Origin of the sequence: Chitinilyticum litopenaei DSM 21440 (assembly GCF_000428145.1) — a bacterium.
Classification (GTDB): Bacteria; Pseudomonadota; Gammaproteobacteria; order Burkholderiales; family Chitinibacteraceae; genus Chitinilyticum; species Chitinilyticum litopenaei.
The window spans coordinates 39794-52750 of record NZ_KE386629.1 but is presented as its reverse complement, the minus strand read 5'-3'; the positions used below and the strand labels follow the sequence as shown (position 1 = coordinate 52750).

Genomic DNA, 12957 nt, shown 5'->3' with positions numbered 1-12957 from the left:
CAGGCGCTGAAAACCATGCTTCCTGAAAAAAGACATAATCAGGAATGGCTTTCCTGGCGACCTCAGAGCGTGACCGAATGCTCGCGGGTCGAGTGGAATTGCAGCTTGGGCCAGCGTTCCTGCGTCAGCTCCAGATTCACGCGGCTGGTTGCCAGATAGGCGAGGCTGTCGGCGGCATCGCGCGCGAGGTTGTTGACAAGGTTCTTCTCGAAATCGGCCAGCATGCGCGTGTCTTCGCAGGTCACCCAGCGTGCGGTGTAGATGGTGGTCGATTCGAAGATCGCTTCCACGCCGTATTCGTTCAAGAGGCGCGAGGCGACCACTTCGAACTGCAGCACGCCGACGGCGCCCAGGATCAGGTCGCCGCCGTTGAGCGGCTTGAAGACCTGCACCGCGCCTTCTTCGCCGAGCTGCTGCAGGCCCTTCTGCAGCTGTTTCAGTTTCAGCGGGTTCTTGATGCGCACGACGCGGAACAGTTCGGGTGCGAAGTAGGGAATGCCGGTGAACGACAGCACTTCGCCCTCGGAAAACGAATCGCCGATCTGGATATTGCCGTGGTTGGGCAGGCCGATGATGTCGCCGGCAAAGGCTTCGTCGACCTGTTCGCGGCCCTGCGCCATAAAGGTCACCACCGAGTTCGCGGCGATGTCGCGCCCCAGGCGCAGATGCTTGAATTTCATGCCGCGCTCGAACTTGCCCGAGCAGATGCGCAAAAACGCAATGCGGTCGCGGTGCTTCGGGTCCATGTTCGCCTGGATCTTGAACACGAAGGCCGAGAATTTCTCTTCCGTCGGGTCAACCGAGCGCACGGTCGCGTCGCGCTTGCCCGGAGACGGCGCCCAGTCGACCAGCGCGTTCAGAATCTCGCGCACGCCGAAGTTGTTGATCGCCGAGCCGAAGAACACCGGCGTGAGCGTGCCGTTGAGGAATTCTTCCAGCACGAAGGGATGCGAAGCGCCGCGCACCAGTTCCAGCTCCATGCGCGTAGTGCCGATTTCCAGCGGAAACAGCTCGTCCAGACGCGGATTATCCAGCCCTTTGATGATTTCGACTTCGTCCAGCGGCCCCTGGCCCGGCGTGAAGATGATCACCTCGTCGCGCAGGATGTGATACACGCCGCGGAAGGTCTTGCCCATGCCCACCGGCCAGGTGACCGGCGCGCAGCGGATTTGCAGCACGTTCTCGACTTCGTCGAGCAGCTCCAGCGAATCGCGCACTTCCCGGTCGTATTTGTTCATGAAGGTGACGATGGGCGTGTTGCGCAGGCGGCAGACATTGAGCAGCTTGATCGTCTGTGCTTCCACACCCTTGGCCGCGTCGATCACCATCAGCGCCGAATCGACGGCGGTGAGCACGCGGTAGGTGTCTTCCGAAAAATCCTGGTGGCCCGGGGTGTCGAGCAGGTTGATCGAATGATCGCGGTAGTCGAACTGCATCACCGACGAGGCCACCGAAATGCCGCGCTGCTTTTCGATTTCCATCCAGTCGGAAGTGGCGAACTTGCCGCCTTTTTTGCCCTTGACGGTGCCGGCGGACTGGATCGTGCCCGAGAAATACAGCAGTTTTTCGGTCAGCGTCGTCTTACCCGCGTCCGGGTGGGAAATGATGGCAAAGGTGCGGCGGGAAGCCACTTCGCGGGCGATGTCGGTCATGGGGGCTGGGCCTGGGAGGATGCGGGGCGGCACGCGTTTTTGCCAACTCGGATGGCAAAGGGGTCGCCAGGCCGTTGTTTGGCAACGGCTTGGTGCCGGGGCGTGCCCAAAAAACGCGCAATTGTACGCGAATTGCCGCGCCGGGCCAAACCGGTAAGAAGGTCAGCTGGCCAGTGCCGGCACCGTGGCGGCCGTGGGCAGCAGAATGGTGAAGAGCGCACCGCCATCGGGGTGATTGCTGGCAATGATGGCGCCGCCGTGGTCTTCCATGATCTGGCGGCTGATGGCGAGCCCCAGCCCCGTGCCGCCATCGACGCGGATTTTGCTGCTCTGGATGAACTTGTCGAAAATCGTTTCCAGCTCGTCGTCGGGAATGCCCGGGCCATGGTCGCGAATCTGCACGCCAACGGCGTCGCCGCCGCCGGGCAGGCTGGCCGCATCGAGAATGGCAATGTCGATCACACCGCCGCGCGGGCTGAACTTGATGGCATTGGAGAGGATGTTCACCATCACCTGCGTGATGCGGGCGCGGTCAAACAGCGTGGCGGCATGGCTGCCTGCGGCGGCGATGACCGTTTGCAGCTGGCGCGTGCTCATCAGTCCGGCCAGCTCGGCATTGGCCGCCTGCACCACATCGGCCAGCAGGCAGTGCTCCTTGTCGTACTGCATCTTGTTGGCTTCCAGGCGCGACATGTCGAGCAGGTCGTTGAGCAGCACCAGGAGCCGCTTGCCCGAGGCGTGGATGCGGTCGAAGTAGCGCGCCAGATTGCCCGGTGGCGTTTTGTCGACCTTGGCCAGGCCGATTTCCGAGAAGGAGAGGATGGCGTGCATCGGTGTGCGCAGTTCGTGCGACATATTGGCGAGAAACACCGATTTGGCCTGGTTGGCGCGCTCGGCCGCTTCCTTGGCCTCGACCAGGCGCCGTTCGATTTCCTTGAGCCGGCTGATGTTGGTAAAGAAGGCGAAGGCGTGTTCCATCACGCCATCGTCGCTGTACACGCCGCCGCTATTGATCAGGAAGGGGCGCAGCTCGCCATCGCGCGTCAGCAGCGTGACTTCCTGCACATGGTTGTAGCCGGGGTGCAGCTGGATTTCCGGCGGGAAAATGGCGCGGAAGCGGTCATCGCCCCACAGCAGCGCCGGGTCCTTGCCGATCAGCTCCTCGCGGCTGTAACCGAGCATCAGGCAGATGGCCGGGTTGATCTCGGCAATCCGCTGTTTTTCATTGATCAGCAGAAAGCCGTCGGCACTCTGGTCGATGACGGTGCGCTTGAGGCGTTCGGATTGCCTGAGCACCTGCGCGGCAATGCGCTGGGCGGTAATGTCTTCGATGACGGCGATTTCCCCCTTGCTGGCGTCGCCCGGCACCAGTGCCTTGACATACACCATTGCCCAGAAGGGGGTGTGATCGTGGCGGTAGAGCTCGATTTCGTCGCGGTAGGTGCCGCCGCTTTGCAGGATTTGCGCGATCAGCGCGCGCTGCTCGGTGTAGTGGCTGGCCGAGGCGAAAATCGTGTGCGTCGGGCTGCCGATGATGTCGCTGGCGGGAAAGCCGAGCAGGATTTCAAAGGCCGGGTTGACCAGGCGAATCTTGCCCTGCACGGCCAGCATGATGGCCAGCGGGCTGGCGTCCAGCACGGTGCGCACTTCGGCCGTGCGTTCGAGCACCAGCTCCTGCAACTGGTCGCGGTGGCGGCGCAGCTCGGTTTCGGTGTGCATGCGCTGCGTCATGTCGCGCGCGGTGACGCAGAGGTATTTGCGCGACTGGTAGTCGATCAGCGCCAGGCTGATTTCCACCGGCAGCAGCTGATCACCGGCGATGCGCAGCTGGGTTTCCTGGGTCAGGTATTGCTTGGCCTGCAGCTCGCCCCACAGCGTTTGCCATTTTTCTGCGGTGAGCCGGGGAAAGAAATCGGTAAAGCGCAAATGCTGCCACTCGCCCTTGTCGAGCCCGGCGAGCTGGATCAGGTTCTGGTTGGCGTAGCTCAGATAGCCATTGTCGTCGCACCACAGCACCGGATCGGGTGAATGGTCGACGGTGAACTGCGTCAGGTAGAGCCGCGATTCGACCTGTTCGGCATGGCGGATCTGGCGGATCAGCAGATAGAGCAGGGCGGCAATGACCAGCATCAGCACGATGGCGGCCAGAATGCGGATGGCGCTGTCCTGCTGGTACTTGGCCAGCACGGCAGCCTTGTTGCTGCTGACCCGCACGATCAGCGGCACCCGGCCTTCATTGACATGAAAGGACACCAGCTCGTCCTCGCCGCTTTGCGGGTTGTGCCAGACGATATTGGTGTCCTTGTTCTTTTGCAGCAGGGCAAACTGTTCGGGCGTCAGCTCGCGCTGGTTTTGCGCCAGCTCCTTGTCGTTGAACGGGTAATTGAGCAGCACCGTGCCATCGCTGCGCAACAGCTGGATGCGCTGGTCGGGCCCCAGATTCAGCGAACGGTAAAAATCCTGGAAATAGGCCGGTTCGACGCCGGAGAGAATCACGCCGCCAAATTGGCCATCCGGAAGATCAATGCGCTGGGTAACCGGAATCAGCCACTTGCCGTCGGTGCGCGACAGCAGCGGCGGGCTGATCACCGGCTCGGCCAGCGGATTGTTGCGGTGATAGGCGAAATAATCGCGGTCGGCCAGGCTGATCTTGCGGGCGGGAAATTCGAGGCTGTGCGTATGAATGCGGCCCCGGGTATCGATGGTGATGATGCCGCGAATCTGCGGGGTCAGTGCGGTCTTGTGCTTCAGCAGGCTATAGAGGCTTGCTTCATCGGCGCCATCGACGCCCCCCTGGCGCGAGAGGTCTTCGCCGATGTTCTGCATCGCCTGTTCGACCGAAATGAAGCTGCGGGTCGCGTGTTCATCCAGCGAGCGCGCCAGGGCATTGTTGCGGTTTTGCGCCTGTTCCATGGCGTAGCGGTATTCGCGTACCGAAACCCAGACCACGGTCATCACCACGATGGCGCTGAGCAGCGCACAGACCAGCAGCAGCCCGGCGCGCAGGCGCGCCAGCGAAGGAATGCCCGCGCTGGCGGGCTTGCGGCTGCTGAATCGGGGGATTTTCATGAATTGGCGTTGTGTTTGGCTTCCAGCTCTTCCCAGCGCTCAAGCTTTTCCATCAGCTCAAGATCGATGGCTTCGATTCTAGCCTGCATTTCCCGTGCTTTCAGCGGCGCCGTGCGATAGAGCTCGGGATCAAGCAAAGACTGTTGCAATTCGGCCTGCTCAGTCTCCAGAGCGGCAATTTCCCCCGGCAGGCGCTCCAGCTCGCGCGTTTCATTGAAGCTGAGCTTGACCGAACTGCGCTTGCGCTCCTGCACCGGCCTGGCGGTGGCCTCGTCCGCACGATTGGTGCTGGCGACGGGCGCCCTGCTGGCCAGCATGCGTTCGCGCGCGATGAGCCAGTCGGCGTAGCCGCCGGCATTTTCATAGAGCTTGCCGTCACCCTCGAAGGCAATGATCTGGGTGACGACGTTATCCAGAAACTCCCGGTCGTGGCTGACCAGAAACACGGTGCCCGGATAATCGGACAGCAGGCCTTCGAGCAGCTCCAGCGTGTCGATGTCCAGATCATTGGTCGGTTCGTCGAGCACCAGGATGTTGGCCGGCTTGGTGAAGAGCTTGGCCAGCAGCAGGCGGTTGCGCTCGCCGCCCGACAGCGCCTTGACCGGGCTGCGCGCGCGCTCGGCCGGGAAGAGGAACTCTTCCAGATACCCCATCACGTGCTTTTTCTGGCCGCCGATCTCGACGTAATCCTTGCCATCGCCAATCACGTCGACCAGCGCGGCTTCCTCATCGAGCTGCTCGCGGAACTGGTCGAAGTAGGCGACCTGCTGATTGGTGCCGCGCTTGATGAGGCCGGTATCGGCTTCCTGTTCACCGAGGATCATCTTCAGCAGCGTGGTCTTGCCCGCACCGTTGGGACCGACGAGGCCGATGCGGTCACCGCGCAGCAGCCGCGTGGTGAAGTCGCGGATCAGCGTGCGCCCGCCAAAGCCCTTGCTGACGTGCTCCAGTTCGGCGACCAGCTTGCCCGAACGCTCGCCGGCGTCGAGCTGGAAGGACACATTCCCGACACGCTCGCGGCGCGCGGCGCGGTCGCGGCGCAGTTGCTCAAGGCGGCGCACGCGACCCTCGTTGCGCGTGCGGCGCGCCTCGATGCCCTTCCTGATCCACACCTCTTCCTGCGCGAGCACCTTGTCGAACTTGCGGTTGACGGTTTCTTCCTGCGCCAGCAATTCCGCCTTGCGCTGCTGGTAGGTGGCAAAATTGCCCGGAAAGCTCAAGAGCCGGCCACGATCGAGTTCGATGATGCGGGTCGAGACATTGTCCAGAAAGCGCCGGTCGTGCGTGATGAACAGTACGCTGCCGGCAAAGCCCTTGAGCAGTGTTTCCAGCCATTCGATGGCGGACACGTCGAGGTGGTTGGTCGGCTCGTCCAGCAGCAGCAGTTGCGGCTCCTGCACCAGCGCGCGCGCCAGTGCCACGCGTTTTTTCCAGCCACCGGAAAGGGTACTGATGAGGGTATCGGCCGGTAACCCAAGCTGGCTGAGGGTTGCAGAGATAAGGGAGTCGATGCGCCAGCCATCGCGCGCTTCCAGCTCGTGCTGCAGCTCGGTGAGGCGCGCCAGCGCGGCATCGCTGCCGTCCAGGTGTGCGGCGGCATGGTGGTAATCCACCAGCAACTGGCGCAGCACGCCCAGGCCATCGGCCACCGCTTCAAACACCGTATCCTGGGGATTGAATTGCGGTTCCTGCGGCACAAAGGCCACGCGGACGTCCTCGGTGACGCGGATATCACCGTCATCCAGTTTTTGCAGGCCGGCCACGGCCTTCAGCAGCGAGGATTTGCCGGCGCCATTGCGGCCGATCAGACCGACGCGTTCGCCCGGTTCGACGACGAAGCTGGCATCGTCCAGCAAGGCCCAGTGGCCAAAGGCGAGGTGGGCGTGTTCTACAAGCAGGAGCGGCATGGTGACGGCTTATCGGCAAAAACGCGGATTATAACCGCCCGTGGCCCCGAATGACCGGCTGAGCGCGGCGGCCGGTCACCGCCTGGCCCGATTTATCAACGGTCGGCCGCGCAAGCCGCTGCCAAATCCTTCTGCCGGGGCGCTGCGCGCACGGACAAAACACCTCCCGACAGCAAGCCCGCATTGGCCTAGCGCTTGGTAAGCCCCTGATTATTCGGGCTTGCCTGTGCCACTGCCAGGTACGCCATTTTTGCCACTGGCCAGCAAATTGCACTTGGGAAGCCCGCCGGCAAACCGTAGAATCGCCGCATGAATGCCTTCCGTGTATTGCGCGGCCTTTGCGTCAGCGCCTTGATTCTGCAGTCTTTTCCGGTGCAGGCCGCCAAGGTCGCCGGGCAGGAGACCGTCCATCCCGCGCTCAAGAGCGAGGCGGCCAGCCAGCCGGCATTTGCCGACAATACGCTGCCCGCGCGCCTGCGCGTGCTGGTCGCCCTGGGGCCCAGCACTTACTTTCTCAAGGATGGTGCGCCGCACGGCATCGAACACGCCATGCTGAGCGGCTTCGAGCGGCAGTTGAACCTGCGCGTGCCGAAAGGCCAGCCGCCGGTGCGCCTGCAGCTGATTCCCGTCGAGGCCGGCGAACTGATTCCCGCCTTGCTGGCCGGGCGCGGCGATGTGGCTGCGGGCCTGTTGCCGGTCTTGCCCGGCGCGGCCAGCCTCGTTGATTTCACCCGGCCTTACCGGCAGGACCGCTTTTGCGTGGCCGGGCCTGCCGGCGTGGCGGTGCGCAGCCTCGACGAGGTGGGCGAGCGCACGCTGGCCGTACCGGCCGCCAGCTTCCAGCTGCGCTGGTTGCAGGAACGCCAGGCCGAGCGCGAACAGGAGGGGAAGGCGGCTCTGCAGATTGATGCCCGGCCTGCCAGCAGCAGTATCGAAAGCCTGCTCGTGGGCATGGGCGAAGCCGGTGCGCCGCTCACGGTCGCCCTGCAAAGCCAGCTGGAGTTGTGGAACAAGGCCGCGCCGCAGGCCCGGACGCTGTTCTGCGGGCCCGAGAGCGTGCCGCTGGCCTGGGCCGTGCGCAAGGATCATCCGGAATTGCTGGCCGAACTGGACCGCTTTCTGGCCGCAGAGGGCAGCAAGCTGATCGGCCGCGCCATCGCGCAGACGCGCCCCTATCTGGAGGGCAGCGGCAAGGCCGCCCGCAGCGCACCACTGACGGGCAATGACAAGCTGGGTCTCTTTGCCCCCGCCTTCAAGCTCGCCGCCGACGCCACCAATATGGACTGGCTGCTGCTGGCGGCGATCGCGCAAAAGGAAACCAAGTTCACTCATGTGGTGCGCACCAGGGGCGGGCCGACCGGCGTCATGCAAGTCAACCCCGCCACCGCGCGCGCCATGGGTGTGAAGGATCCGCACGACACCGAGCAGAATGTGCTCGCTGCAGGGCGTTACCTGGATTACCTGCGCAAGCGTTTCCAGCGCCAGGGGGTTTCCGAGGCCGACACGCTCTATTTCATGATCGGCGCCTACAACGCAGGAGAAGGCCGGCTGGACCAGCTGCGCCGCCAGGCCAAGGCCCAGGGGCTTGATCCGAACCGCTGGGTCGGCCATGTCGAAAAGGTGGCGCACGGCAGCGTTGGCCAGCGCATGGTTGATTATGTATCAAGCGTCAACCGCATTTATCTTGCCTACCAAGCCGCTGATGCCAGCCGCCTGCGCAAGGACAAGCGCCAGGCCAGTGCGGCGGGCAGCGAGTAGGCGTCTGCCGGAGATTGCCTTTGCCTGCGGCATGGGCCGCAGTTCGGCTGGATTGATCATGGCGTCTGGATCATTCCGCCAGCTGATGTCCATGCGGCCGGCATCCTGCGCGGCCTGGCATGCCCTATATGGGTATTGCGCCACAGCCTTTTCCTGTCAAGGGCTAAAGGGCAATACCCATTCTATTTGCTATCGCTGCTCCCCTCATCCGGGTCACCGTATGCGGCGCTGGCCAGCGGGGCGTACAGTGCTTCGCGCCATGCCTCATGCCCGTCGGCGGCCTGCAGCGCGGCGTAGTCGGCAAAGCGCAGGCCGAAGTAGGGGTCATGGTCGATCAGGCCCTTGCGTTCATAGCCGCCTTCCAGTTTTTCGAGCACGGCCTTGTGAGCGCTTTCTTCCCCTTTGCCAATGGCGAAATACCATTCGCTGGCAAGTTCCAGATGCGCGGGCAGCGGGGCTTGCATGCCGGCCAGCCAGGCAGCGCGTAGCGTGTCGAGCCGTTCACGGGCTTCGCCGGCATCGAGCGGTGCCAGCGTGAGGGTGTCGTCGTAGGCGATCAGCAGCGTGTGGTGTTCGCCCAGCGTGTTGAGTGCCAGATGGTTGACCCAGGCGTCGGCCAGCCGGTGCAGCTTGATTTGGCCTTTTTCCTTTTTCACTCCGCCATTGAGCAGCACCAGCCGGGCGCGCAGGCCGGCTTCGTCCTGATACAGATTGCCGATCAGCTCACCGACTTCCGGCTTGCCGTCGCGCGCGGGCAGGGCAAAGGGCTGGGCGGGGAGTTCGATCTGCCAGGTAGTGCGCGCCAGGCTCCAGTTTCGATGGGCCAGTCGCGCATACCCGTCGAGCCTGTTCGATGCGGCATCGGCGAAGCCGGCCACCGGCAGGCTGCCTGCCCGGCGCAGCGCGGCGATGCGGTTCTGGATGGCGTCGTTGCCGTGTTCCGCCGGGGCGGCCAGTGCGGCGGCGACCAGCTCGCTTTCAAACACGGTTTCCTGCAGGCGGTCGAGCGCGAAGGGCTCATCGTCGTCGGGCAGCGTATCGCCTTGTTGCCAGTTCAAGCGCAGGCGGTCGCGGTAGTAGCTGCCAACCGGATCCTTGTAAAAGCGCGCCAGCTCGGTGAGCGTGAGCGGCGTGTCGCGCTGCAGCGCCGGCATTGTGCCTGTTTCCGTCGCGATGGCGTGGGCGTGCCAGTGCGCGGCGTAGGTGAAGCAATGCGGGGCACCGGCCAGATAGGCGGCACTGAAGGGTTGCAGCGGGTGGCTGGTCGTCAGCCACTGCGCAAGCGAGCGATCCGGCGCGGTGGCAGGGCAGGCGCTGCGGTCGAGGTAATCACGCAATTGCTCGATCAGCACCGAGGCCGGGCGTTCGCTGTTGTCGCGCGCGCTGTGGCCCACCCAGGAAATGCAGAGCGCATCGCGTGCCGAGAGCAGCGCCTCCAGCAGCAGGTAGCGGTCGTCGTCGCGGCGCGCACGGTCGCCCGGGCGGGTGATGCGGCTGCCGTCGCTGCGCTTGTGGCTGGCCATCAGGTCAAAATCGGTGGCCTGCTGGCGGCGCGGGTAGGCGCCGTCGTGCAGCCCCAGCAGGCACACCACGCGGTAGGGAATCGCGCGCATCGGCATCAGCGTGGCAAAGGTGACGCTCGCAGCGGGATAGCGCTGGCTGCGGCTGTGCGCGTCGACGTCGTTGAGCCAGCTTTCGCGCACGATGGCTAAAGTGAGCGTGCCGCTGAACCCCGCTCCCTCGCAGGCTTCCTGCCAGCGGGCCAGCGCGCGCTGCAGGTCGTTCAGCAGCGCCAGATCGTCTTCGTCGCTGGCGCTGAAGAAGGCGTCGAGCAGCGCGCTGAGGCGCTGCTGCCAGATGGCCGGCGTCGCCGGCGTCTGCAGGGCCTGCCAGCTGGTTTCCAGTGTGCTGATCAGCATGGCGAGCTTGCCCGCGCTGGCGGCCGCCATGCCGGCGACTTCCGGATAGGGCTCGATGTCGCACCACGCGCCGGCGTCGCCCACCGCGTAGCCCAGCAGCATGCGTTTCAGCCCGGCCACCCAGGTGTTCTGCGCGATGGGCGGCACGCCAAAGGCCTGCCGGTGCTGCGGCGACAGGCCCCAGCGCACCTGGGCGCCGCGCACCCAGTCGTGCAGTTGCGGCAGTTCGTCGTCATGCAGCTCGAAACGCTGGCGCAACGCCGGAACGTCCAGCAGGTCGAACACCGTGCTGGCAGTCAGGCGCTCGGTGTCCAGCGCCAGGAGCGTATCGAGCGCGACCAGCAGCGGATGGCGGCGGCGCACGCCCTGATCGGTAATGGCATAGGGTATGTGCGTGGAAGCCTTGCTGTCCCTGCCGAATACGGCGGAGATATGGGGGGTATATTCGGCGATGTCCGGCACCATCACGATGATGTCGCGCGGGGTGAGGGTCTTGTCCGCCTCGAACATCGCCAGCAGCTGATCATGCAGGATTTCCACCTCGCGCTGCGGGCTGTGTGCGCTGTGAAACGCCAGCGAACGGTCCTGCCCGGCTACCCGGTAGCGCTGCGCCGGATCGGCGGGCGGCGGCTCCAGATCGAGCATGCTGCGCTGGACGTGCGCCAGCAGCGTATCGGCCGGCGGCGGCGTGAAGCATTCCACACGCAGGCTGTGAGGTTGAGTGGGAGCGAGTTTGCTCGCGAATTCTGTGCTGTCGTGTTCTTCGCGAGCAAGCTCGCTCCTACTGAGCCACTGGCCGGTCTGGTCGCGCTCGTCCAGTAGCCGGATGTAATCCCGCCCCTGCCGGCCCCATTGCGCGAGCAGCGGGTGGCTGTTGAGGTGCAGCGCGGCGGCGTCGAGTTTGACTTCGCGGCCGATGCCGGCCTTCTTGCCTTTCACGCGCTGGTGCGTGCGGCGCAGCAGCCATTTGCTGTCGACCACATCCCCCCAGTAGAACTGGCAGGGGTTGAGAACAGTTATGATGACCTGCGTATGCTTCGCCAGCGCGGCGAGCGCATCCAGCCATTGCTGCGGCAGCGCGGAAATGCCGAACACCACCACGCGTGGCGGCAGGGCGGCCTGGATTGAGTCGGGCAGCGTGTCCTGCCGCAGCGCGGCCAGATAGCTCTCGTGGATGTCGGCGCGGCTCAAGCCGGCCTCGCGGCCGAGGTCCGTGCGGATCGCCCGCCACAGCGCCGGCTGCCAGCGCTGCTCGTCCGGCACCGGGTCGGTGAAATCGTCGAGCACGTCCTGCCCGCTGGCCCAGTGGCTCAGCCAGTCGGAGCGGTAGACCTGGTACTGGTCGAAGAGATCGGCGAGCTTCTGCGCCAGCTGGAAGGGTTTGCGCCCGTCGGCGTCGCCCTGCAGAAAGCGCGCCAGCGGTGCGTAGACGGCCTGCTGCGCGGGATCGGCCAGCAGCGCGGGCAGCAGCCGCAGCAGTCGCCACTGCAGCCTGTCCTTGTCGAAGGGGCTTTCGCGCGGCACGGCGTTCTTGCCGAGCACGGTGCGGTACATGCGCCACAGAAAGCGCGAGGGCAGCTCGGTGTCGATGCCGGCGGCGACCTGCATCGCCGGATGGCTGGCGATGGCGATTTTCAGCCACTGCGCGATGCCGGTACTCTGGATCAGCAGCGTTTCGGAGGCCAGCGGCGCCAGCGGATGCGCGGCCAGCCATTCGAGCGTCAGGTCGCGCAGGTCTTCCAGACGGTTACCGTGCAGGACGATCAGGCCGGCGGCAGGCGGGGCAGGGTGTGCGGACATCGGCAAGCAGAAGCGCAAAATGCCACTTTAGCACGGGGGAGGTGGCGCAGATTGCAGGCGTGCAGACGCGTGATGGCAATCGCCGCAGATGTCACCGTGGGTTTTGAGCTACCGGCTTGCCGCCGCAAAGCGCTGCCGCGTAAAAGTTATATTTAAAGTACAATATTAAACCTGCCCTTGCACCGAGCACCACCATGCGCCTGAATGCCTTTACCGATTACTGCCTGCGCACGCTGATCTACCTGGCCGTACAACCTGAAGGCCTGGCGACGCGCGCGCAGATCGCCGCAGCCTACGCTGTCTCGGACAACCACCTGATGAAGGTCGTGCATTTTCTGGGCAAGGCCGGGCTGATCGAAACCTTGCGCGGCCGAGGTGGCGGCATGAAGCTGGCCCGCCCGCCTGCGGATATCCGCATCGGTGCGCTGGTGCGCCTGTGCGAGGATGACGCGCCGATTGTCGAATGTTTCGAAGAGGGCGGCGGAGGCTGCCGCATCGACGGCATGTGTGTGCTCAAGCGCGCGCTTTTCGAAGCCCGTGAAGCCATGTACGGCGCACTGGATCGCTACACGCTGGCGGATCTCACCAGCAATCGCGACGCACTGGCTGCGCAGCTGGGGGTGATACCACTGGTGCCGGCGGCTTGAGACCTCAGCCCCCTGATTGGCTGCGAGCGAACGTGCCGCAGCTTGTTAGAGAGGTTTTGCTGCCAGCCGATAAGAGGTTTCATGTCGGGCGTCTTGCAAAGCCTTTTCCGGCAAAAGCCATGCCACTAGCCGGCGCAATCTGAAACCGGTCAGCCTTTGCGCTCTGGCGTCCATTTTGGTGCAAATTCTTACAAAATCCTGCTCC

The 12957-nt window shown here is 64.4% G+C and carries 6 protein-coding genes; 2 read left to right on the top strand and 4 right to left on the bottom strand.

Annotation, left to right across the window (positions count from 1 at the left end):
* Window positions 1-62: 62 nt before the first annotated feature.
* The 3 genes from C515_RS0116695 to C515_RS0116685 form a co-directional block, all read right to left on the bottom strand.
* Window positions 63-1652 carry a peptide chain release factor 3 gene (locus C515_RS0116695; RefSeq protein WP_028456424.1) on the bottom strand — a complete coding sequence of 530 codons (1590 nt, stop codon included), beginning with the start codon at window positions 1650-1652 and terminating at the stop codon, window positions 63-65.
* 162 nt (window positions 1653-1814) lie between these two features.
* Window positions 1815-4721: a PAS domain S-box protein gene (locus C515_RS22755; RefSeq protein ID WP_051305045.1), complete on the bottom strand. Its 2907-nt coding sequence runs from the start codon at window positions 4719-4721 to the stop codon at window positions 1815-1817.
* Window positions 4718-6628: an ATP-binding cassette domain-containing protein gene (locus C515_RS0116685; protein WP_028456423.1), complete on the bottom strand. Its 1911-nt coding sequence runs from the start codon at window positions 6626-6628 to the stop codon at window positions 4718-4720. The genes C515_RS22755 and C515_RS0116685 overlap by 4 nt, the downstream gene beginning before the upstream one ends.
* 309 nt (window positions 6629-6937) lie before the next feature.
* On the opposite strand from C515_RS0116685, the gene C515_RS0116680 reads away from it, so the two are divergent.
* The gene (locus C515_RS0116680; protein ID WP_028456422.1) at window positions 6938-8386 is read left to right on the top strand and encodes an MltF family protein; all 1449 of its coding nucleotides are present in this window, start codon (window positions 6938-6940) and stop codon (window positions 8384-8386) included.
* A 182-nt stretch (window positions 8387-8568) separates the two neighbouring features.
* Here C515_RS0116680 and recC read toward each other — a convergent pair whose 3' ends face one another.
* Entirely contained in the window at window positions 8569-12105 is a 3537-nt protein-coding gene (recC, locus tag C515_RS0116675; RefSeq protein WP_028456421.1) for an exodeoxyribonuclease V subunit gamma, read from the bottom strand.
* A 194-nt stretch (window positions 12106-12299) separates the two neighbouring features.
* Here recC and C515_RS0116670 point away from each other — a divergent pair, with 194 nt between their 5' ends.
* The gene (locus C515_RS0116670; protein ID WP_028456420.1) at window positions 12300-12752 is read left to right on the top strand and encodes an RrF2 family transcriptional regulator; all 453 of its coding nucleotides are present in this window, start codon (window positions 12300-12302) and stop codon (window positions 12750-12752) included.
* Window positions 12753-12957: the final 205 nt, after the last annotated feature.

Excerpts from the sequence above, each read along its gene's own strand:
- C515_RS0116695 (WP_028456424.1), bottom strand. The coding sequence starts at position 1,652 with ATGACCGACATCGCCCGCGAAGTGGCTTCCCGCCGCACCTTTGCCATC.
- C515_RS22755 (WP_051305045.1), bottom strand. The coding sequence starts at position 4,721 with ATGAAAATCCCCCGATTCAGCAGCCGCAAGCCCGCCAGCGCGGGCATT.
- C515_RS0116685 (WP_028456423.1), bottom strand. The coding sequence starts at position 6,628 with ATGCCGCTCCTGCTTGTAGAACACGCCCACCTCGCCTTTGGCCACTGG.
- C515_RS0116680 (WP_028456422.1), top strand. The coding sequence starts at position 6,938 with ATGAATGCCTTCCGTGTATTGCGCGGCCTTTGCGTCAGCGCCTTGATT.
- recC (WP_028456421.1), bottom strand. The coding sequence starts at position 12,105 with ATGTCCGCACACCCTGCCCCGCCTGCCGCCGGCCTGATCGTCCTGCAC.
- C515_RS0116670 (WP_028456420.1), top strand. The coding sequence starts at position 12,300 with ATGCGCCTGAATGCCTTTACCGATTACTGCCTGCGCACGCTGATCTAC.